The 21,213-nt window shown below is 70.7% G+C and carries 16 protein-coding genes; 8 read left to right on the top strand and 8 right to left on the bottom strand.

All coding sequences use genetic code 11. From position 1 onward, the window contains the following. The first annotated feature begins 105 nt into the window (after nt 1-105). Complete coding sequence (locus tag AB0K17_RS23555; protein WP_365984144.1) at nt 106-1,404, top strand: hypothetical protein; 1,299 nt, start codon at nt 106-108, stop codon at nt 1,402-1,404. A 119-nt stretch (nt 1,405-1,523) separates the two neighbouring features. On the opposite strand, the gene AB0K17_RS23560 is transcribed toward AB0K17_RS23555, so the two are convergent. Next, a complete protein-coding gene (locus tag AB0K17_RS23560) occupies nt 1,524-2,744 on the bottom strand; it encodes a glycosyltransferase (protein ID WP_365984145.1) in 1,221 nt (406 codons plus the stop codon). Between the two features lie 211 nt (nt 2,745-2,955). On the opposite strand from AB0K17_RS23560, the gene AB0K17_RS23565 reads away from it, so the two are divergent. Continuing rightward, the gene (locus AB0K17_RS23565) at nt 2,956-3,942 is read left to right on the top strand and encodes a zinc-binding dehydrogenase (protein WP_365984180.1); all 987 of its coding nucleotides are present in this window, start codon (nt 2,956-2,958) and stop codon (nt 3,940-3,942) included. A 139-nt stretch (nt 3,943-4,081) separates the two neighbouring features. Here the strand turns inward: AB0K17_RS23565 and AB0K17_RS23570 are convergent, their stop codons facing one another. Continuing rightward, complete coding sequence (locus tag AB0K17_RS23570) at nt 4,082-5,284, bottom strand: MFS transporter (protein ID WP_365967601.1); 1,203 nt, start codon at nt 5,282-5,284, stop codon at nt 4,082-4,084. A 123-nt stretch (nt 5,285-5,407) separates the two neighbouring features. Between AB0K17_RS23570 and AB0K17_RS23575 the strand changes: the two genes are divergently transcribed. Beyond that, nucleotides 5,408-5,755, top strand: coding sequence for a helix-turn-helix domain-containing protein (locus AB0K17_RS23575; RefSeq protein ID WP_365967600.1), 348 nt, complete (start codon nt 5,408-5,410; stop codon nt 5,753-5,755). 51 nt (nt 5,756-5,806) lie between these two features. Here AB0K17_RS23575 and asnB read toward each other — a convergent pair whose 3' ends face one another. From asnB to AB0K17_RS23590, 3 genes are all read right to left on the bottom strand, one after another. Next, nucleotides 5,807-7,657, bottom strand: a complete 1,851-nt coding sequence (gene asnB, locus AB0K17_RS23580) for an asparagine synthase (glutamine-hydrolyzing) (RefSeq protein WP_365984146.1) — start codon at nt 7,655-7,657, stop codon at nt 5,807-5,809. Between the two features lie 109 nt (nt 7,658-7,766). Beyond that, nucleotides 7,767-8,822 carry a Gfo/Idh/MocA family oxidoreductase gene (locus AB0K17_RS23585; protein WP_365984148.1) on the bottom strand — a complete coding sequence of 352 codons (1,056 nt, stop codon included), beginning with the start codon at nt 8,820-8,822 and terminating at the stop codon, nt 7,767-7,769. Nucleotides 8,823-8,825: 3 nt separating this feature from the next. Continuing rightward, nucleotides 8,826-9,329 carry a GNAT family N-acetyltransferase gene (locus AB0K17_RS23590; protein ID WP_365984149.1) on the bottom strand — a complete coding sequence of 168 codons (504 nt, stop codon included), beginning with the start codon at nt 9,327-9,329 and terminating at the stop codon, nt 8,826-8,828. Between the two features lie 207 nt (nt 9,330-9,536). On the opposite strand from AB0K17_RS23590, the gene hemA reads away from it, so the two are divergent. Then, complete coding sequence (gene hemA, locus AB0K17_RS23595; protein WP_365984150.1) at nt 9,537-10,766, top strand: 5-aminolevulinate synthase; 1,230 nt, start codon at nt 9,537-9,539, stop codon at nt 10,764-10,766. Between the two features lie 108 nt (nt 10,767-10,874). On the opposite strand, the gene AB0K17_RS23600 is transcribed toward hemA, so the two are convergent. Further along, entirely contained in the window at nt 10,875-11,801 is a 927-nt protein-coding gene (locus tag AB0K17_RS23600) for a LysR family transcriptional regulator (protein ID WP_365984151.1), read from the bottom strand. A gap of 47 nt (nt 11,802-11,848) precedes the next feature. Then, nucleotides 11,849-12,787 (bottom strand): ScbA/BarX family gamma-butyrolactone biosynthesis protein, encoded by a 939-nt coding sequence (locus AB0K17_RS23605; protein ID WP_365984152.1) that lies wholly within the window; start codon nt 12,785-12,787, stop codon nt 11,849-11,851. Between the two features lie 127 nt (nt 12,788-12,914). Between AB0K17_RS23605 and AB0K17_RS23610 the strand changes: the two genes are divergently transcribed. Next, complete coding sequence (locus AB0K17_RS23610) at nt 12,915-13,529, top strand: ScbR family autoregulator-binding transcription factor (protein ID WP_365984153.1); 615 nt, start codon at nt 12,915-12,917, stop codon at nt 13,527-13,529. Then, nucleotides 13,520-14,524, top strand: a complete 1,005-nt coding sequence (locus AB0K17_RS23615; protein WP_365984154.1) for an NAD(P)-dependent oxidoreductase — start codon at nt 13,520-13,522, stop codon at nt 14,522-14,524. Before AB0K17_RS23610 ends, AB0K17_RS23615 begins: the two co-directional genes overlap by 10 nt. A 131-nt stretch (nt 14,525-14,655) precedes the next feature. Here AB0K17_RS23615 and AB0K17_RS23620 read toward each other — a convergent pair whose 3' ends face one another. Beyond that, the gene (locus AB0K17_RS23620; protein ID WP_365984155.1) at nt 14,656-17,175 is read right to left on the bottom strand and encodes an ABC transporter substrate-binding protein; all 2,520 of its coding nucleotides are present in this window, start codon (nt 17,173-17,175) and stop codon (nt 14,656-14,658) included. Nucleotides 17,176-17,538: 363 nt separating this feature from the next. On the opposite strand from AB0K17_RS23620, the gene AB0K17_RS23625 reads away from it, so the two are divergent. Together AB0K17_RS23625 and AB0K17_RS23630 are read left to right on the top strand one after the other, a co-directional pair. Then, complete coding sequence (locus AB0K17_RS23625; RefSeq protein ID WP_365984156.1) at nt 17,539-18,084, top strand: hypothetical protein; 546 nt, start codon at nt 17,539-17,541, stop codon at nt 18,082-18,084. Then, nucleotides 18,081-21,029 carry a BTAD domain-containing putative transcriptional regulator gene (locus AB0K17_RS23630; RefSeq protein ID WP_365984157.1) on the top strand — a complete coding sequence of 983 codons (2,949 nt, stop codon included), beginning with the start codon at nt 18,081-18,083 and terminating at the stop codon, nt 21,027-21,029. The genes AB0K17_RS23625 and AB0K17_RS23630 overlap by 4 nt, the downstream gene beginning before the upstream one ends. The last annotated feature ends 184 nt before the right edge of the window (nt 21,030-21,213 follow it).

Raw genomic sequence — 21,213 nt, forward strand, 5'->3', positions numbered from 1 at the left:
GGCCCTATGAACGATGGGGGCAGATCCACGACCGCATCCAGTGCGGGCTACGCCGGTTCGATCCCGAGTGGATTTCCATGCCACCGGAGAGAAGGGGGACCACCTTTGAAACGCGCCAGACGACTGCTGGCGGCTATAGCCGCACTCGCCCTCACCGCAGCCCTCCTCACCCTGGGCGCCTCACCGGCCGCCGCCGCACCGCCGTCGGCCGGCCGGGCAGCGCCCAAAGGCCACGACGCCTGCGCGGCCATCGCCGCTGGCTCCGCACTCCGGCGCCAGGGCGCCGCCTGGTTCTGCTTCAGGACGGGCGGCCCGGCCACCGCCCGCGACCTGGCCGCCATGCATCGCCTGGCCGGCGCCCACGGACCGGCTACGGCCCGCGTCGCGGCCCGTGACCCCGACGTCGACCCGGCCGATCCGCTCGATCTGTGCAAGGAAAGCGATAAGGAGGTCAACACCTCCCGCAGTATGTACTGCGTACAGCACCCGATCGGCTACGAACTTCGTGATGCCGACAAGAAGGTGCTCGAGCACGCCGAGGGCGTCGTCATGACCTCGGCCAGGGTCGGCAATACCGAGTGGGAGGAGAAGGTCCTTGCGGCCATCGTTCAGGAAACACCCAAAATGCCCAGGATGACGATTGGCCTGAGGTCCGACTGCACCGGCCCGTGTACAGGCGGCGCGGCTTTTGGCGGCGGGCAAGCGGTCCTTCCGGCGGTGGGCAAGGAGCTCCTCACGAAGATCACTTACAGGACCACGGTCGTCAAGGATGGCGAGGCACGGTCCCAGCCCCTCTACCACATGACAGGGACGATCCTCGCGCCCGGAACGCCCGTCAACACCTCGCTGAACTGGCAGGGCCCCTGGCTTCGCTGTGACAACAAGGTCGGTAACGGGCCCGGCTGCGCCGACGATACGCACATGGCCAACGTGACGTTCCACAAGTCGCAATACAGGGCCGCCGCCGTCAGCTACGAGTGGGCGCAGAAGAAACTCAAGTCCGCTGTCACCGGTACCAAGGTGAACCCCCTGCACCGCGACCCCAAATCCGATGAGTCCTGGACGAAGACCAAGCGCCGTAGGACGTGCACGAACCTCCCGTACCCGTTCCCGGCGGACCCGCTTTTGGTACCGCGAGACTCCTGTGACGAGTTCCCCTTTGCCCGGTCCTTCGAGGGCGGCAAGCCCAACAACCTGTGCGTGGACATCCTGCCCAAGGAGGTCGGCGGCGTGTGGGATGTGGCGAATGTGAGGGTCATGCGGGGCGACCCCGATACGGCGGCGTGCGTGCGCTCCCATGTCACCGAGGAGGACAACGAGGCGGCGGGCGTCGAGCTGGCCAAAGCGACCCGTTCAGCCCGCATCATCAATGGTGAGCCGTACTTTGTGATCGTCGACAACTGAGCGGATGGGTGCGGGGCGAGTCAAGGACGTGTCCGGCAGATCTTCGTCCGGCGGTGGCGCCCCCATCAGGGGCGCGGGGCCCCTGATGGGGCCCTGGGCGTACGGGGCCCCGATCTCGATCAGCCGCGAAGCAGCCGCTGCGCGGCCACCGTCGCCCCGTCGGTGCGGATCGTGCCGGCCACTTCCTTTGCCTGCACGCGGGTCTCGGGGGTCAGGGCGGTCTTCAGCGCAGCCGAGAGCGAGTCGAAGGTCGGGGTCGGGCCGTCGTGTGCCGCGCCGATGCCGAGCTCGGCCACCCGGGCGGCCCAGTAGGGCTGGTCCGCCATCTGCGGTACCACCACCTGAGGCGCACCGGCCAGCGCGGCCGTCGTCGTCGTGCCGGCGCCGCCGTGGTGCACGACGGCGGCCACCCGGCGGAACAGGGCCTGCTGGTTGACCTCGCCGACGGCGAAGCAGTCGTCTCCCGCGTCGGTCAGTGCCAGGTCGGCCCAGCCGCGGGAGACGAGTACACGGCGGCCCTGCGCGCGGATCGCCTCGACGGCCGCGCGGGCGACGTCCTGCGCATCGCGCAGGGGCATGCTGCCGAAGCCCACGTACACCGGGGGCGTGCCCGCGTCCAGGAAGGCCTCCAGGTCGGCCGGGAGCGGGCGGTCGTCCTGCCGGATCCACGCACCGGTCTGTACGACGTCGAGGTCCGCCGGCCGCAGCCACGGGGCCAGGGTCGGGTCGGCCGCCAGCCATGGGCGGTCGGTGAAGACGTGGTCGCGGACGTTGTCCACCGGGGGCAGGCCGATCGCTGCCCGGTGGGTGTTGATCGCCTCGCCGAAGAGCGCGTTCAGGCTCTCCGTGTTCACGTCCCACAGCGCCTGATTGTCCGTGACGTCCGGCGGGACCGGCCGGCCGGGCCAGGCGAGCGGCGGGTGGTGCGGCGACGGCAGGTAGGTCGGGAAGTAGGCCGCGAAGACGTAGGGGATGCCCAGTTTCTCGGCCACCGACCGTGCGGCGGCCGCAGCCGGGAGCAGGCCCGTCGCCACCACTACGTCGCATCCCTCGGCCACCGCGGCGATCTGTTCGTACGTCGCGGCGACCATCCGGGCCGCGCGCTCGGGCAGGCTCTCCGCCGGCAGCGGCTTCGACGTCCCCGTCACCGCCTTGGTCGCCATGTCGCGCACCGACTGGCCGAGCGGCACCAGGGTGAGGCCGAATCCGTCCAGCAGTTCCGCGAAGTCCGGCGGCGCGCACACCTGCGCCTCGACGCCGAGCTCCCGCAGGCTCAGTGCGAGTCCCACCATCGGTTCGACGTCCCCGCGCGACCCGTACGCCACCAACAACACACGCATTCCGCGCCCCCGTACTCTCGTCTTTCGGCTCAGGTCGGTGATTCTGCGGCACGACAGGGGCCTTGCCACAAGCCCCCCTGCCCGCTATAAGTTGATCATGGAGACGTGGCACGCACCGTGCCCGGAATTCCTCCGTCCGCTCACTTGTTCACGGTCACGGACAGCGACTTTCCCTCACCCTGCCGGTCAGGGGCCGGACGAAAGGCGGACGATGCGGGCAGTCATTCACCATGGGCAGCCGGGCACCAGCGGACTACGGCTGACAGAGGTCGCCGATCCGGAACCAGGCACTGGTCGGGTCAGGGTGCGCCTGCGCGCCGCCGGGCTGAACCACCGTGACCTGTTCCTCATGGACGAACGAAGCGGCGCCGAAGCCCCGTTCATCCCCGGCTCCGACGGGGCCGGGATCGTCGACGCGGTCGGGGACGGCGTGAGCGGGGTCCGGGAAGGCGATGAAGTCCTGATCAACCCGACACTGGGCTGGGAGAAGGCCTGCGAGACTCCCGTCGTGCCGGAGATCCTGGGCGGCCCGACCGACGGCACTCTCGCCGAATCCGTCGTGGTGCCCGCCGCCAACATCGCCCGCAAACCGGAACACCTGTCATGGCCGGAAGCGGCGGCGCTGCCCATGGGGGCGCTCACCGCCTACCGGGCGGTGTTCACACGAGGCGGGCTCGAGCCCGGGGAGCATCTCCTCGTACCCGGTGTCGGAGGCGGTGTCGGAGGATGGGCGCTGCTCCTGGCCAAGGCCGCCGGGGCGCGGGTCACCGTGACGTCACGGAAGGCGGACAAGCGGGAACGTGCCGTGCGCCTCGGTGCCGACCGGGCCCTGGACAGTGCGGCGGACTGGGCCGCCGAGCTCGGCGGCGCGTCGGTCGACCTGGTGGTGGACGGGGTCGGCCCCGCGGTCTTCGACCAGTATCCGAAGGTGCTGCGCCCCGGCGGACGTGTCGTCGTGTTCGGCGCCACGACGGGTACGGAGCTCCCTGTTCCCTTGAGGGAGTTCTTCTTCCACCAGTTCAGTCTTCTGGGGACGTCCATGGGCAGCGCCGAGGAGTTCCGGCAGTTGCTCGCTTTCGTCGAGCAGCACCGCATCCGTCCAGTGGTGGACAGTGTGTACGCGCTGGAGAACGTGGCGGAGGCGTACGAGCAGATGGCGGCAGGGACGCAGTTCGGCAACATTGTCATCGTGCCCTGAGCGTCGTGCCCTGAGCGTTGCGCCCTGAGCGTTGCGCCCTGAGCGTTGAACGTACGGGCCTGCGCCGGAGCGGGGGTCTCCGGCGCAGGCGGTTCGGGGGTGTCGGTCGGGGACGTGGCCGCCGACCCGTGACGAGGGGTCAGTCGGTGGCGTCCTGCAGAACGGGCGCGGGCGAGGCCGGCGGGACGACGCTCTTGCCGGTGGAGCGTACGGCGGTGACTTGGAGCAGCAGGGCGACGAAGCCGACTGCGGCCGCGCACAGCGGCAGGACGGCCCCGCTCCATCCGGCGGTGAAGGCGAGGCCGCCGAGCCCCGACCCCACCGCGCTGCCCAGGTAGAGCGCCGATTCGTTGAGGGCCACGGCGACGGCGCCGCCCCGCTCCCCCCGTGCGACCAGCAGGTCGTTCTGCTGCGGGACCTGAAGTGCCCAGCCCACGGCGCCCCAGACGGCGATGGGCAGCAGGGCGAGGAGCGGGTGCAGCGAGGCGGCGGGGCGCAGGACCAGCAAGGCCACGGTGAGCAGCACCAGAATGCCGACGACCAGCGCGTAGGGGCGGCGCACCCGGTCGACGAGCGGTCCGATGAGGAAGCTGCCGATGACACCACCGATGCCCCATGCCCACAGGTACGGGGTGATGCTGTCGACGCTCCCCATGGCATCGGTCGCCATGACCGGGGCGATGTACGTGTACAGGCCGAGGCTGGCGACGGCGGCCAGGAAGGAGACCCCGACGATGGAGGCGACCCGGCGGTCGGTGACGACCTGGACGCGCTGGCGCAGCGTCACCTGGGCGGCGGCGGGGAGGGCCGGAAGACGGACCGCGAGGCCGGCGAAGGAGACGAGGCCGATGGCGGACACCAGCCACAGCGTCGAACGCCATCCGGTGTGCTCGGCGATGAGGACGCCGATGGGCACGCCGATGACGGTGCCGGAGCTCATGCCTCCCATGATCACTGCGAGGGCGCGGCCGCGGCGCTTGTCGTCGACGAGCGAGGCGGCCGCGGAGGCGGCGAGTGCCAGGTAGAGGCCGGCTCCCACACCGGCGAAGGCACGGGTGACGAGCAGGACGCCGAGCGAGCCGGCGAGGGCGCTGCCCGCGTTGGCCAGGGCGAAGACGGCGAGGGAGGCGAGAAGGCCCAGCCGGACGCGTGACGCGGACAGGAGGGTGGCGAAGATCGGGGATGCGATGGCGTAGGCGAGGGTGAAGGTGGTGACCATCTGCCCCGTGGCCGACACGGATGCATGGAAGTCATCCGCTATGACCGGCAGGAGGCCTGCGGTGACGTAGGCGTCGAGGCCGAGCGCGAAGGCTCCGAGCCCCAGGAGGTAAACGAGTTTCACTGGGTCCCCATTGTTCGATGGTCGCGGGACATTCATACTTAGTGGGCGCGATGCCCCGGCGGCAACCGCGGCGGAGTGTTTTCAGCCGTTCTCCGGCCTGCCCGGGTGTGCGATTGTTGGACAATGCGCCACTACTTCCACCCGGACATCGACGCCATCAGCCTGCCCGCCGTGCTGTTCGCGCTGAGCGACGCGACCCGGCTCGGCATCGCGGTCGCGCTGGCGGACGGCAGTGAGCGCACCGCCGGGGAGCTGGGCAGCGACATCGCCAAGTCGACGATGACCCACCACTTGAAGATCCTCCGGGAAGCAGGGGTCCTGTACGTCCGCTCGGAGGGGACCCGCTGTTACAACTCACTGCGCCTGACCGACCTGGAGAGCCGCTTCCCGGGGCTGCTCCGGCAGTTGCTCGGTCTGGCCGTCAAGGACGGCTACACTTCGGCCGATGCCCGCCGCCGGGACGTGGTGTGACGACGGGCACCGGCCGCGCACCGTGGTGAACCGCTCAGCGTGCGGGGCGGTTCACAGGTCCAGTGCGACGTCGTAGGCGGACAGCCACTCGTTCACGCCGAGCGCCATCTCCAGCCCCGAGCGGTCGTACTGCGCGCTCATCTCGCCCATCGGGCTGGCCAGCAGTCCGCGGACGGTGGCCTGGTCGAGCAGCGGCAGCACCGGCGACGACGAGTCCTCGACCACCGCGGTCAGCGCCTGGCGCAGCCCCCGCTCGTACGCCGGGTCCTGCGTCGTCGGGTAGGGGCTCTTGACCCGCTGCACGATCGACTCCGGCAGCAGGTCCTTCGCCGCCGCCCGCAGCAGGCTCTTCTCACGGCCGTCGAAGGACTTCATCTCCCACGGCACGTTGAACACGTACTCGACGAGCCGGTGGTCGCAGAACGGAACCCGGACCTCCAGGCCGACGGCCATGCTCATCCGGTCCTTGCGGTCCAGGAGGGTCTGGACGAAGCGCGTGAGGTTGACGTAGCTCATCTCGCGCATGCGCCGGTCCGTCGCGTTCTCGCCCGGCAGCCGCGGCGTCTCGCCGACCGCCTGCGCGTAGCTGTCCCGCAAGAACTCCTGCATCCCGAGCTTCTGCATCAGCCCCGGGTCGAACAGCGACTTGCCGTCGAAGTACTTCCCGGTCGCGGACGTGAGCCAGGGGAACGTCTGCGCCTCCACCGCTTCGGAGTCGAAGAACCAGCGGTAGCCGCCGAACACCTCGTCGGCCGACTCCCCGGACAGGGCCACGGTCGAACGGGCCCGTACGGCCTGGAACAGCCGGTACAGCGAAGGCCACATGTCGCCCCAGTAGGCCGGCGGCAGATCCAGGGCCCTGAGCACCTTGGCGCGCAGCTCCGGGTCCGCCAGCTCCGCGCTGTTCAGCACGATCTCGCTGTGGTCGGCACCGATGTGCTCCACCAGGTCACGGACGAAGGGCGCGTCGGAGGTACCGCGTACCGGGTCCTCGACGAAGCTTGCACCGTGGTCGGCGAAGTCCACAGAGAAGGAGCGGACGGGCCCCTCGCCCCGCGCGCCCAGCTTCTGGTGCGCCAGCGCGGTGATGATCGAGGAGTCCAGCCCGCCGGAGAGCAGCGAGCACAGCGGGACGTCGGCGACGACCTGGCGGCCGACGATGTCGTCGAGCAGGCCGCGCACCGTGGAGATGGTGGTGTCCAGATCGTCCGTGTGCTCGCGCGCCTCCAGGGCCCAGTACGTCCGCTTGACCAGGCCCGACCGGGAGACGCGGACCAACTGACCGGGACGCACCTCGAACATGCCGGAGAAGATGCCCTGTTCCGGCGTCTTGACCATTTCCAGGATCTCGCGCAGCCCCTCGGCACTCACCTTCCGCGGCACCGCCGGATGGGCGAGGATCGCCTTCGGCTCGGAGCCGAAGACCACGCCGTCCGGCGTCGGGAAGTAGTAGAGCGGCTTGACGCCCATCCGGTCGCGGATCAGCACGAGCGCCTGCTCGCGGGTGTCCCACACGGCGAAGGCGTACATGCCGTTGAGCCGGTCCGCAAGGCCCTCTCCCCATTCCAGGTATCCGCGCAGCACGACCTCGGTGTCGCTGCGGGTACGGAAGCGGTGGCCGCGGGAGACGAGTTCGGTGCGCAGCTCCTGGAAGTTGTAGACCTCGCCGCTGTAGGTGAGGCAGGCCAGTACGCGGCCGTCCTCCTCGGCGACCATGGGCTGGCGGCCGCCGTCGAGGTCGATGATGGAAAGCCTGCGGTGACCGAGCGCGGCGTGCTCGTCGGCCCACATGCCCTCGGCGTCCGGGCCACGGCAGGCCATGGTCCGGGTCACGGCTTCAAGAGTCCGACGCTCCTGGCGAACGTCGCGGGCGAAGTCCACCCAGCCGGCTATTCCACACATGTGGTGCTCCTCGATCAAATAACGCTGACGGTTGGTGAGTCGGTGAAAGTGCGTCGGAATTTCGGCGCGAGGGAGAGGACGCCCGGGGAAACGGGCCGCGGGGCGTCGATCAGCCCAGGCGCTCCCAGTCGGTCTCCTGGAGTACGGTGCGGCCGGCCGGGAAGTACGTCACGGGAGCGGTGGTGCGGGCCTGCCGTTCCATGGTGTTCAGCAGCCGCTGCAGGGCCACCGCGTCCGGCATGCCGGGGAAAGGCTGCTCGGGCTTCTCGCCCCGGACCACGAAGCGGGCCACGTCCGCCGCCATCCGGCCCAGCTTGACCACGGTGGCAGCCTCTTCGGGGACCGGCTCGGAGCTGGTGTCGAGCTCGTGGACGACGACGTCCCCCTCGGAGGTGCGGCGCCACACCCGCAACCGATCGGCGTCCCACTCGGGCGTGTCGTAGACGAGGCTGGCGTATTCCAGCTCACCGGCCGGGGAGCGGAAGACGAAGTCGACCTCGCGTTTGCGGGTGATGTTCACGAAACTGCTGTAGCCGGTGACGACACCCGGGCCGAGGCGGGCCGACAGGGCGACGCTGTCGAGCACCTCGGGTCCCGAGACCGAGAAGTCGGAGCGGGTGCCCAGCACGGTGTCCAGCGCCAGCTCCCGGCCGTGACCGGCGATCCAGCCGACGAGGTCCAGCGGGTGGATGACCTCGCTGGGCACCCCGCTGGTGGGCCGGTGGTCGTTGATGCGGTCCTTGCCCCAGGTGAAGTGCGCCCGCACCAGCTGCAGATCATGCTCCCGGACATGGTCGCGCAACCACACCGTGGCCCGGGAATAACGTTCCACGAGATCCATGCAGAAGCCCTGGGTCCCGGCGAGCGCGGATTCCACGGCGGCCAGGTCGTCACGTGACGTGACGAGCGGCTTCTCGGCCACCACGAATCCCTCGTAGCCGGCCAGCTGGGCGAGCACTTCGGCGTGGGCCTCGTCCGGAACGGTGACGACGACCACGTCCGGCCGGAAATCGTCGAGGCCTTCCCGTACCGAGGCGTAGTACGGAATGTCCGGGTCGCGCCGGCGCCGCCCCACATGGGCGAACTCCATGGGAAGTCCGGTGTTCCGGAACGCCATACGGAAGCGGGTGCCGGCATATCCGAGCCCTACGATCAGAATTTTCACGGTCTATCCACCTCGCACATCAAGGGCCAGCAGATCCTCGCCGGTCGGCAGGAATCCGAGTTTCCGGTAGAGCGCAGCCCCGTCGGCAGTGGTCTGCAGGACGACGCCGGACGCCTCCTGGCCACGCAACCAGGAAATGACGTGGTTCATGACCCGGGCACCCAGGCCGTGCCGGCGCCACCGGGGTTCGACCACGACCGTCTGCACCCATCCCACGCGCCCGTTGAGGCTGTGGGCCGTCGGTGCCCGCTCGTCCAGCACGGCGATCGCGCAGGCGACCAATGCCTTTGCGTCGCCGATGACCGCGACGTGCACCTGCTCGCCGGCCCCGGTCAGGTGCCGGTGGAGCCAGCCGCGGTAGGCGTGGCGCCAGGCCGCGTCCTGCGCCGGGTCACGCGCCACGTAGTGGCCGTCCCCGGTGCTGAGCAGATACCCGCGCAATCGGACCAGCTCGTCGATGTCCTCGGTGGTCGCCGGCCGGGGCGTTAAGTCTGGCTGGGCAATCACGGAACAGGACTCTATGGCCGTTCGCGCCGCAAGTGAAATGAACTCGGTGAGCGACCTATACAGCAACTGAATAACTGGCCGCGCCGACGCCGCCACCTCGACTTATCCGGCCGGTCGATCAATCTGCCGCAACGGTATTTCTCTTCGGGATGCCGGGTGATTACGTTCGTGGCGTCCAGTACTGCTGATTCTCCCACCGGAGGTCCCATGTTCGGGTACATCGACTTCTTCTCCGCCGAGATCGAAAAGCTGAAGGAACGCGGCGGCTACCGGACATTCCTCGAGGTTGCGCGCATGGCCGGTGAATTCCCGGCCGCCCTCAAGCACGGTCCCGGCGACGGGCGCAGGATCAGTGTGTGGTGCAGTAACGACTACCTGGGCATGGGGCAGCACCCCCTCGTCCTCGAGGCCATGAAACGGGCTGTCGACGAGTCCGGAGCAGGCAGCGGCGGTTCCCGCAACATCTCCGGCAACCATCGCTACCACGTGGAGCTGGAGCGTGAGCTGGCCGACCTGCACGGCATGGAGGCGGCCCTGATCTTTCCCTCGGGCTATGCGGCGAACGATGCTGCGCTCACCGTCCTGGCCGGTCGTCTGCCCGGCTGCGTGGTCTTCTCCGACGAGCTCAACCACGCGTCGATGATTGCCGGGATCCGGCACAGCGGCGCAGAGAAGCATGTCTTCCGCCACAACGACATGGAGCACCTGGAGGAATTGCTGGCCGGCACCGACCCGGCCCTGCCCAAGATCATTGCGTTGGAAAGCGTCTATTCCATGGAAAGCGACGTGGCCCCGCTGGAACGGGTCGCGGAGCTGGCCCGTACCTACAACGCCTTCACCTACCTCGACGAGGTCCACGCGGTCGGCATGTACGGGCCGCACGGAGCGGGCAAGGCCGCCGAACTGGGGCTCGACGGGCGGTTCGACGTGGTGCAGGGCACGCTGGCCAAGGCATTCGGCACGGCGGGCGGATACGTGGCCGGCCCCGCGGCGGTCGTGGACGCGATCCGCAGTTTCGCCTCGGCGTTCATCTTCACCACTTCCCTGCCCCCGGCGGTCGCCGCCGGAGCGCTGGCGGCCGTTCGCCATCTCAAGCGCTCGGAGCAGGAGCGCAAGCAGCTGCAGGCCAAGGCCGGCCTGCTGCAGGAACTGCTGCGGGAACGCGGCATACCGGTGGTGTCGGAGGCCGCGCACATCGTTCCCGTCCTGATCGGCGACGCCGCCAAGTGCCGTGAGGTGGCGAGCGAACTGCTGGACCAGCACGGCTACTACGTCCAGCCGATCAATGCTCCGAGTGTTCCCACCGGCACCGAGCGGCTTCGGGTCACCCCGACCCCGCAGCACTCCGAGGACGAGATCGTGGGCTTCGCCCGGGCCCTGGACGGGGTCTGGGAGCGCGCCGGCCTGCCCCGCAGGCTCGCCGGGGCGCTGGCCTGAACCGTACTCCCGGCCGGGCGCCGCACTGTGTGGGGCGCCCGGCCGGGTACGGGAGGGGTTACGGCCGTACCGGAGCCGGCCACTTCGCTGGACGCTGCAGCGGCGCTCTCAGCGGGTGGCCAGTTCCCGTTCCGTGTGGTGGCGGGCCGACAGTTGCGGAGCCAGGCGCCGGGTCCGGCGTGCCGAGATCACCCGGCGGGCCACCGCGGTGAAGCGGTCGGCCAGCGGATGGGCCCCCTGTGCGGGCCGGACCAGCGAGATGGGGACCTCCGGGGCCCCGCGCAAGGGCACGAACCGCACCGACGGATGCAGATTGCGCCGCAGTACGAGGTCGGGCAACACGCTGATCCCTCGCCCGGCGGCCACCGATTCGAGGCACTCGTCGAAGTTGTGGCACTGGACGGTGAGGACGGGTTTGCCGCTCGCCGGCCAGTCGTGCTCCCCGACGACACCGCTGACCGAATTGATCACCATGGGGTAGTCGGCCAGTTCGGCCCAGTCCGCCCAAGGCCGTCCGCTCCACGGGTGCCCTTGGGGAACGGCAGCAACACATTCCTCCGTATCGAGTTCAGTGGCTCTCATCCCCTCGACCGGTGTGCGTCCGCGCAGCAGAGCCAGATCCACGATGCCCTGGTCGACGCCCGCGCTGCGGTCGTCCCGGCGGCGCAGCTCGACTCCCGCACCGGTCTCCTCCTCGAAACGGACGATGGCTTCCTGCATCCACGCGTCCGGCAGGAGCCAGGAGAACCCCAGTCGCAGTACCGGCCGTTCGGACAGCGGGAACAAGGCCCGTTCCAGGTGCGGTAACAGCGTCTGCAGATGTTCGCGGAGTTTGACTCCGGCGGGGCTCAGCGTCACCTGCCGCGTGGTGCGGTGGAAGAGCGGAACGTCGAGCTGTTCCTCCAGGCGCCGGATGGAGCGCGTCAGCGTCGGCTGGTTGCTGTCGAGCCGGGCTGCGGCATGAGTGAAGCTGAGGGTGTCGGCGACCGCCAGAAATGCCTGCAGGTGCTTGAAGTTGACATCCCATATGCGCATTGACGGGCTTTTCTCCTCCTCGGAGTCCCCCGCTGGCAGCCCACCGCTCATCGTGTACCTCGGCCGCCCTCTTCCAGGTGTGGAGCGGTGGCCCGGCAGGTGGCAGTCGCGGAGAAGCAGAGCCGATCATTCTGAACAGCCGTGATCCGCACCGTGCGCTCCCCGGACCCGTCGGTCTCCGTGACCGTCCGGAGAGGAGTGGCGGTGACGGTGCACAGGGCGTCCAGTTCGACGTACTGATGGAACTCGCAGTCGAGGCGGGTGACATCGGCGCCTGCGACTGCCTGGTGGGCGGCTTCCAGGAGCACGATTCCCGGGACATGGTCGACGGGGTGGTCGAACAGGACGGGATGGCTCGTGTCGATCCGCAGGAGCCACTGGTTCTCGTCGAGCGCCGAGAGGACCACGTCCTGTTCCCGGGAACGGCCTGTGGCGGCGAACGGCACCGGCTGCCCCGGAGGCACGGCCGACGCCATGGCGGCCCCGGCGTCCGCACGCGCGCCGCGAAGTCGCTCGTACGCGCCGGGAGAGAGCAGGGCGAACCGGGTCTCGACGGTGGCCACACGCACGCCTTCCCAGTAATAGACCGCCCGCAGGGACAGCGCCGCGGGGCGAGCGCCGCGGTAGGCGAGGTCGAAGCACTCGATGTGCAGGTCGGCGTGCGGGCCGCGATTTTCCCCCGCATAGGCACGGTCTTCGATGGTGTACTGCAACGTGTCCCAGATCAGCTGGTGGCCCAGCGGCACGTCGTACGCGGCGTGGCACAGCATCGGAAGGGCCTGGCGTACGGTCTCGCAGACCAGCAGCGGGTCGAAAGGTGCGCCCACCCGGTAGAAGGCATGCGCCACGGGCCGGCGCGCGTCTATCCGGAATCGGTCGTCGCCGGTCCGCTGCCAGTGCGTGAGGTAGACCTCGGCGGTGCGTTGCTTATGGGTGTGAACCGGCTCTACGACGCTCTTTCTGTCCAGGCATGACGACGCGATCACGCTTCCCCCTTGGTGCTGCGGCCCAGGGCACGGCCCTCGGCCACGAAACTATGTGTATAGGTAACATAGAGGTCGTTCCGTTTGTTTGTCGAGGCAGTTGGTTGAAGAGCTGATGACAGGAAGACGTATGCACGATCGAGCACTGCACACCCGGGCAACCCTCATCCGCGCGGCGGCCGAGGTGTTCGACGAGTGCGGCTATCACGGAGCCGGGATCAACAGGATCCTGACCAGAGCAGGCGTGACGTCCGGCGCGATGTACTTCCACTTCAAGTCCAAGGAGTCCTTGGCGCGAGCGGTCATGCTGGAGCAGGCGACCGACGTCACGCTGCCGCAGCAGCCCCGGGGCCTCCAGCAGCTCGTCGATGTGACGCTGGCGCTCGCCAGGGAGCTCCAGAGCAACACCCTGCTACGGGCGGGCGTGCGGCTCGCCGTGGACCAGGGCGGCCCGGCCGTCCAGGACGACACGGTGTACAAGTGGTGGGCGGACCGCTTCCGCGAGGAGCTCGTCGTGGCACGGCAGGAAGGCGAGTTGCTGACTGCCGTGGACGACGCGGAGTTCGCCGACGTGCTGGTGGCAGCCTTCACCGGGACACAGCTGAAGTCACAGATCTCGACCGGCTGGGCCGACCTGCCGCTTCGCATCATGTCCCTGTGGCGCTACCTGCTGCCCGGCATCGCCACGACCGAGGCCGCGGCGCGCATCACCCTGGACAGCGAGCGGCGCCTGCCATGGGACTGAAACCTCTGCGCATCGTCCTCACCGGCGCCACCGGCTTCATCGGAGGCACCGTCGCGGCCGAACTTCTGCATGATGCCGCACAGCCACACGTCCGTGTCGTCGGACGCTCGGCCCCGGAGCAGCTGATCGCAGCAGGGGCGGAATGGGTCGAGGCGGATCTGGCGGAACCGCATACCCTGCGCGGTGTCTGCACGGACGTCGACGTGCTGCTCCACTTGGCCTCCCGCGTCAGCGGCGATCCGGAGCAGTGCCACGCGGTGAACACCGACGGCTCGGCGCACCTCATGGCCGAAGCCGTCCGCGGCGGCGTCGAGCGCGTGACCTACTTGTCGACCGCTGCGGTGTACGGCCACGGTCCGCACCGGGGAGCGGACGTCGAACAGGCCGAGCCCGCCCCGGTGTCCGCCGCGAGCTCGACGCGGCTGGCCGCCGAACAGTACGCCCTGAACGCCGGGGGCACGGTCCTGCGCCCCGGCCTGGTCCTCGGCGAGGGGGACCGCTGGGTGGTGCCCGCCCTGGCCGAGCTGCGCCGCCGGGTACCCGCCCGCTGGGCGTCCGGCTCGGCACGGCTCTCCCTGGTCGCCGTGGAGGACCTGGCCCGGCTGATCGCCAGGACCGCGCTGGCCCCCCGCCCCCTCCCCCGGGGCGTCCACCATGCCAGCCACCCCGAGCCGGTGCTCGCCCAGGACCTCATGGACGCCCTGGCCGACCACCACGTCCTGCCACCCACCCCGGCGGACGACTGGCCCTGGCCCCGCTGCCTGGAACGGCTCGCCACGACCCCGGGACGCATCTCCCCGCGGCAGTTCAGCCTTCTGGCCCAGGACAACTGGTTCCGCAGCGACAGCATCTGGCGGCTCGCCGGCGTCGCCCCGGGGCCGAGCCCCCTGGAACGCATGGGGTGCTGGGCACCTTGGTACCGCGGACACCTCTCCCGTACGCCCTTGGGGTCGCCCGGGACGCCGGCGTCAGGAGCGGGTCGTCAGCGTTGCTGAAGGTTCCCCTACAGATGGGACCGCCGTGGTGGCCCGTACCGGACCGAGTGGCGGGGGCGCACACGACGGAACCCCGTCGAGGCCACGGAAGTCCATGCCGGTGCCGCAGCGCGCCTGCCGACCATGCATCCTCACCTCAGCGGCTTGCCGTCTGCCGGCAGGCACGCCGGTGTGGTCGCACTCGCGTGCGCGACCGTGCACAGGTACAGGGGGCGTTCGGCCAGGGCCCGGTCGTCGGAGGGGAGGTGGAAGGGGCGGTCCTGGGCGACGGTGTCCTTGACGTCGACGCTGTTGCGGAGCTGCTGCAGGACGTTGGAGGCGCGCGGGGGCAGCTTGGTGCCGGTCCAGGTGCGGTAGACGGCGGCCGCCGCGGCGCGGAACGCATCACTGCCGGCCGCGTGGTCGCTGTGATGGTCGGGCGAGAAGGCGATGTACGACAGGTCGACCGCCGTGTAGCGGCCGAGGTGGGCGAATTCGGGGAGTTCGGGGTACTCGATCAGGGTGTCGACGTCGGAGGCCAGGAACGGGAACGGCGTGCCGGTGGCGCTCCCGCACTCGGCCTGCACCTCGTTGAGGATCTTGGGCAACTGGCTGCCCCGGGCGGCGAAGAGCGTGATGCCGTTGTCCCGGTTCAGGGCACAGATCTTCTTGGCCAGCTCGGGCAGCGTGCTGACGACTCCGGGCTGCCCGAAGTCCGGCGTGCGGACGACTTCCGGTTCCACGAGCCCGATGCCCTGCCCGGCCAGCTCGGTGTCGAGGTCCTGGCGGAGGTTGAGGCTGTAGCGGTCCTTGTCGTCGTAGATGACGAGGGCCTTCTTGCGCTTGAGCTCCATGACGCGCCGGGTCAGGGCCCGGGCGAGATGGCGGTTGGTGGGCTGGGTCTGGACGAAGGTGGCGGTGTCGGTGGTCATGAAGTCACCGGTGACCGCGGCCCCGATGACCGGCAGGTCGGGTGAGAGGCGGTTGATCGCGTCGACGGACGCCTGACGGCTCTGGGAGATGCCGATGACGGCCGAGATGCTCGTGCCGTCGCCGGTCAGCGTGTTCAGACGGTCGGCAACCTCCCGCCCTTGGGCGAACGCGTAACCGGCGTTGGCGATCAGCAGCCGCAGGTACGGCCGCTCGGCATCGCCCGCCGCCTGCTTGTTGAACTCGCGCTGCGCGTCGGCTGCGCCCTCCAGCTGGAGGACACCGGCGGGAGTGATCTGTTCGTCCTTGCCCTGCGGGTCGGCGGTCAGCGGGGAGAGGAAGACCACCGTACGGTGCGCGCCGCGGTCGGCCACCGCGTTCTGGGCCCGGATCCGGTCCTGGAGCGTACGGAGCAGCTCCTGGCTGCCCCCGTCCGTGAAGTAGCAGCCTTCCGAGGCCGTGTCGACACCCACCCGGACCCCCTGGGCGGCCCACGTGTCGTGGCAGGCGTCCTGGCGCACCCAGTTCACCACGGGGACGGCGCCGGCCAGCAGCGCGAGGGCCAGGAGGACGCCCAGGTACGCGGACGGCCACGGCACCGAGCGCGGGGACACTGCCACATTGATGTCCAGCCAGTCGCTCACCTCCGTCTGGTCCTCTCCGGACAGGCGGACGCGCAGTCGCCCGTCCACCACCCCGGCACCGGCCGAGCGGGCCCGGCCCTCCAGCAACGGCCGAAGGCAGTCGGCCGCTCCGGCCGGCGTCTGCACACGCCGACGACCACTGGGAGCGTCCCTGCCTTCCTGCTCGTCGTGCACATCGGGCAGTTGGTCCACTGGAGTACGGTCGGCGGCCAGGACCAGCAGCGGCAGTCCGCGCCGGTGCAACTTGACCAGGCCGTCCAGCAGTCTGCGGGTGGCCGAGCGCGGTTCGTCCACCCGCGGCAGCAGGACGACGAACGGCCACACCCGACGCCGCCGCCGGGGCAGCAGGACGCCCCGGCGGGCCGCGCGCACCAGGTCCACCGCCAGCGCCTCCAGCAGCAGGGACTGCCGCAGCGCCGCGCGGTTGCGCAGCTCGCCGTTCTTGCTGAGGGACACGGCGGCGGCAAGGAAGCGCGTCGCCGCCGGACCGCCCGCGCTGCGCACCTTCGGGGCGTACCAGCGCAGGCGCCGCGTACGGTTGAGCCAGGTGCGGTAGACCCACTCGAGGGGCCAGGCCACCAGGACGGTGGCGATCGCGCCCAGCCGCTCGCTGATCTGTCCGGCCCCGCCGGTGCTGATGAAGGACCGCAGTCCCTTCAGGCCGGGCGTGTCCTTCTCCCAGGCCACGCAGAGCTCCTCGGCCAGCGTACGGCGCTGGGCGCGCGCCGCACCGGCGCCCGCGTCGATGTCCAGCACCCTGCGGCAGGTCCAGTAGGTGGACAGCGTCAGTCCGCCGGCGGCCGCGGGCATGGTCTGTTCCAGCTGCCGGGTCAGCTCGTCGAGCAGGACGACGTCGGGCTCGGCGGACCGCCGCGCCCGCTCCACGAGCGCCTCGCCGAGCAGCGCATGCGGGGCCACGGGTGCCCCGCTCGCGTCACGCAGGCGGTCGCGGTAGCCGGTGACGAAGGCGGCGTCCTGCCCGTGGTTCCCTTCGAGGACGACCGCCGGCAGCTCCCGCCGGCCCACGGGCCGCCCGACGAGCCCGTCCAGTACGGCCACGAGGTCCTTGACGCCCGTCAGCGGTGGAATCCTGCCCATGCCACCCGCCCCCTTACACAGCGTTACTTGAAGGGAGGAACTCTCCCATTGGTCAGGGGCTCGGGTGGCCCGTCGTCCGCTATTGACCATCTCTGCAAGAAACGATTCAACAGGGAGGCGCAATACGGGCGCGCAGTGCCCTTGAGTGGTCACGGCCGGCATCGCGGGGCTCAACGGAGTCGGTGGACGCTGCCGGTGCACGACGCCCGGCCGGTCGGGCGCCCTCGGCGGAGCGGCAGGACTCATCCCAACACCTCTGCCATCAACGCCCGTTAACGGGTTGTTGATCGCCCATAGAGCGGCACCCGGGATGGTCGAGACCAGTACGCAAAGGGTGTACCACCCAGCCGGAAAGGTCTCGCAATGTCGCTCGCCAAGTCGCTGAGAACGAACCGCCCGACCATCACGCGCACCGCCTCCGCCGCAGCCGCCGTCCTCCTCGCCGCCACCGGGCTCCTGGCCACCGGTGGGGCGGCCCACGCCGCCGTGCCCGCCGCCGCCTCCGACACCCTCGCCAACGGCGGCACCCTGTTCCCCGGCGCGAGCCTGACCTCCGGTGACACCCGTCTCGTCATGGAGCAGAACGGCGATCTCGCCCTCTACACCACCGGTGCCGACGGCGCCGAGGAGCGGCAGTTGCGCTGGCACTCCGGGACCACCGGCGAGGGCAACAAGGCCGAGCTGCGCGCCGACGGCAACCTCGTCGTCACCGCCCCGGACGGCGGCGCGCTCTGGCAGAGCCGGACCGGCAGCGACGACTGCCGGCACATGCCGTGGACCAAGCTCACCGTCCGCTCCGGCGGCGACATGTCGATCCTGGCGACGACCGACAGCGAGGCCCCCTACGTCGTCCGGCTCTGGTCGGCCTCCTACGGGCTCCAGTTCCCCTGCGGTTCCTCCACCCGGTGAACACCCCCGTCGCAGGCCTGGGGTTCGCTCTGCTCGGCCCGGTGCGGGCCTGGTGCGACGGGCTGCCGGTCGACCTCGGGCAGCCCCGTTCGCACGAGGTGTTGGCGGTGCTGCTGGCCGCCGCCGGCCGGACGGTGTCGATGCCCCTGCTCGTGGACGCCGTGTGGGACGAGGCCGACCGGCCGTGCCGTCCGGAGCACTCGGTCCGTACCCACGTGTGGCGGCTGCGCCGGGCGCTGGCCCGGCACACCGCCGAGCCGTTGCTCGTCACCGTCGGCGGCGGCAGGATCGGAGGGTACGCGCTGCGCGTGCCCGCCCATGCCGTGGACATCTGGGCCTTCGAGCGCGCCGCGGCCCGGGCCGAGGAGGTCCGGGCCCGCGGCGGTACCGCCGGCCAGGCCCGCGAGGTTCTCACCGAAGCGCTGGACCTGTGGGCGGGCGAGCCACTGGCCGGGCTCCACGGACCGCACGCCCGGACCCTGCGCGCCCGCCTCCAGCAGACGCGGCAATCCCTGCTGGAGGCGCGGCTCGGCCTCGACGCCGAGCTCGGCGACCGGCCCCACCTGGCCGCCGAAGCAGGCGCCCTGGTCATGGAGTTCCCCGCCAGCGAGCGGCTGCGCGCGATACAGATGCTGGCCCTGTACCGCGCGGGCCGCCAGGCCGAGGCGCTGGGCGTCCACGAGGACACCCGGCGCCACCTCGGTACCCCGCCCGGCGCCGAACTGGCCGCGCTGCACCAGCGGATCCTGCGCTCCGACCCGGCCCTGCGGCTGCCCGAGGACAGCGGACACCGGCCCCGCACACCCGGCGCGGGCGGCGCCTTCCCCTCCCCCGTCGCCGGCTTCACCGGGCGCGAGGAGCAGCTCCGGGACCTGACCGGGTTGCTGACCAGGACGGACGCCTCGGCCGTCGTCGTCTCGGCGGTCAACGGCATGGCAGGCGTCGGGAAGACCACGCTCGCCGTGCACACCGCGCACGAGCTCGGCGACGACGCGTTCCCGGACGGACGCCTGTACGTCGACCTGCGCGGCGCCGACACCGAACCCCTGCACCCGCACCACGTGCTGGAGGGCTTCCTGCAGCGGTTGGGCGTCGCCGACGAGGACGTCCCCGACGACGCCGACGAACGCGTCGCGCTCTACCGCACCCTGCTGGCCGACCGCCGGATGCTCCTGCTGCTGGACAACGCGGCCTCCTGCGAACAGCTCAGACCGCTGATCCCCGGCGCCGCCGACTGTGCCGTCCTGGTGACCAGCCGCGCCTGGCTCACCGGACTGGCCGGGGCACGCCACCTGCGGCTGGACGTCATGCCGCCCGGCGATGCCCTGCGCCTGCTGCGGCGCACCATCGGCGACCGCGCCGTGGACGCGGAACCGGAGGCAGCCGTCGCGCTCGTGGCCGCCTGCGGACACCTCCCGCTCGCCCTGCGGATCGTCGCCTCCCGCTTGGCGGCCGAACCCGGCCGGTCGCTGGCGGACATGGTCCGGCGGCTGGCGGACGAACGCCGGTGCCTGGACGAACTGCGCACCGGCGACGCCGCCGTGGACGCCGCCTTCGAGCTCTCGTACTCCACCCTCACACCCGAACAGGCCCGCGCCTTCCGGCTGCTGGCCCTACCGGATGTGCCCGACCTCGCCCTGCCGAGCGCGGCCGCCCTGCTGGGTCTGGGCACGGACGAGGCGGAGGAGCTCATCGAATCCCTCGTCGAACTCAATCTGCTGGAGTCGCACCGCCTGGACCGCTACCGGTTCCACGACCTGGTCCGTGCCTTCGCCCGGGCCCGGGGCGCCCGGGAGGACGCCCCCGGCACCACGTCCCGCGCCCTCGCCGGCCTGCTGGACTTCTGCCTGGCCACGGCCCGCAACGCCGATGCGGTCGCGCACTCCGCCGAACCGGACGAACGCACGCTCATCGACGTCGTACCGGCCTCTCCCGGGCTCGCCTTCGCCACCGCCCGGGAGGCCACCGACTGGATGCGCCAGGAGACCGCCCTGCAACGGGCGCTGATCGCCCGCGCCTGCGCCGCCGACGACGGCCTGCCGCTGTCCCAGGCCGCCGATCTCCTCGACCGGCTCAACACCGTGCTCTCCGGCATCACCCACCTCACGGCGGTGTCGGAACAGGCCCGGCAGGTCGCCGAGGTCGCCGCCCGGCGCGGCGACCGGCCGTCCGAGGCCCTGGCTCGTTACGTGCGCGGGAACGCGCTGTGGCACGCCAACGCCTTCCCCGAGGCCGAGACCGAACTCCACCGCAGTCTGGAGCTCTGCGATCACGACACCGACCTGCGGCTGTGCGCCTCGGCTCATCTCACCCTGTGCGCCCACGCCCGGGTACGCGGCCGCTTCGACGACGCGGTCGCGCACGGGGAGGCGTCGGTACGGTTCTTCCGGACGCTGGGTGCGGCGACCGCCGAGGGCACCGCACTGGGCGAGCTGGCCTTCAACTACGCCCGCCAGGGCCGCCTGTCCGAGGCGCGGGCGGCGGCCGAGCGCGGCGCGGAGCTGCTCGGCGGGCGGGAGTCGGTGTCCAAGGCCATCGGCCTGTACTACCTGGCCCGGGTGCTGCGCCTGTGCGGGGACCGGGACGAGGCGCTGCGCCGGGCCGAAGCCGCCCTGCCGCTCTTCCGCACCCTGAACGTGTCCTCCTTCGAGGCCGCGTCGGGCAACCTGATCGCGGAACTCCACGCCGAGGAGGAGCGGTACGCGCTCGCGGCGCAGACCGCCGAAATGTTCCTGCCGCTCGCCCGCAAGGTCAGCGCGATGCTGGAGGGCGGTCTGCTCCGCACGCTCGGCCGCAGCCTCGTCCACCTGGGGCAGCAGGCCCGCGCCGGCGCCTGCCTGCGGGCCGCGCTGGAACTCTTCGAGGGGCTGCGGGCCGAGCAGGACGTCGCACACCTCCGCCGGCTGCTGGACGAGCACACAACAGCGCCGTCTACCGCGCGGTGAACGCCGGCGACGCCATGAACGACCAGGCCGGCTCCATCAGCTTCGACCGCTGACCCGTCCCCACCACCTTCTCCTCGGCCCCGCGACGGGAAGCTTCCGCTCCGCCACCTGCGCATCAATGGATCGTTCAGTGACCATTTGCTCACATGCGGTGAGCTTGGCAGTAGCGGAAATTTCATTCCTC

The sequence above is a fragment of the Streptomyces sp. NPDC049585 genome, assembly GCF_040675615.1.
GTDB lineage: Bacteria > Actinomycetota > Actinomycetes > Streptomycetales > Streptomycetaceae > Streptomyces > Streptomyces luteosporeus.

Bases quoted from the DNA above. Each gene is read 5' to 3' on its own strand.
- AB0K17_RS23560 (WP_365984145.1), bottom strand. From the start codon at position 2,744: ATGCGTGTGTTGTTGGTGGCGTACGGGTCGCGCGGGGACGTCGAACCG.
- AB0K17_RS23565 (WP_365984180.1), top strand. From the start codon at position 2,956: ATGCGGGCAGTCATTCACCATGGGCAGCCGGGCACCAGCGGACTACGG.
- AB0K17_RS23575 (WP_365967600.1), top strand. From the start codon at position 5,408: ATGCGCCACTACTTCCACCCGGACATCGACGCCATCAGCCTGCCCGCC.
- asnB (WP_365984146.1), bottom strand. From the start codon at position 7,657: ATGTGTGGAATAGCCGGCTGGGTGGACTTCGCCCGCGACGTTCGCCAG.
- hemA (WP_365984150.1), top strand. From the start codon at position 9,537: ATGTTCGGGTACATCGACTTCTTCTCCGCCGAGATCGAAAAGCTGAAG.
- AB0K17_RS23600 (WP_365984151.1), bottom strand. From the start codon at position 11,801: ATGCGCATATGGGATGTCAACTTCAAGCACCTGCAGGCATTTCTGGCG.
- AB0K17_RS23610 (WP_365984153.1), top strand. From the start codon at position 12,915: ATGCACGATCGAGCACTGCACACCCGGGCAACCCTCATCCGCGCGGCG.
- AB0K17_RS23615 (WP_365984154.1), top strand. From the start codon at position 13,520: ATGGGACTGAAACCTCTGCGCATCGTCCTCACCGGCGCCACCGGCTTC.
- AB0K17_RS23620 (WP_365984155.1), bottom strand. From the start codon at position 17,175: ATGGGCAGGATTCCACCGCTGACGGGCGTCAAGGACCTCGTGGCCGTA.
- AB0K17_RS23625 (WP_365984156.1), top strand. From the start codon at position 17,539: ATGTCGCTCGCCAAGTCGCTGAGAACGAACCGCCCGACCATCACGCGC.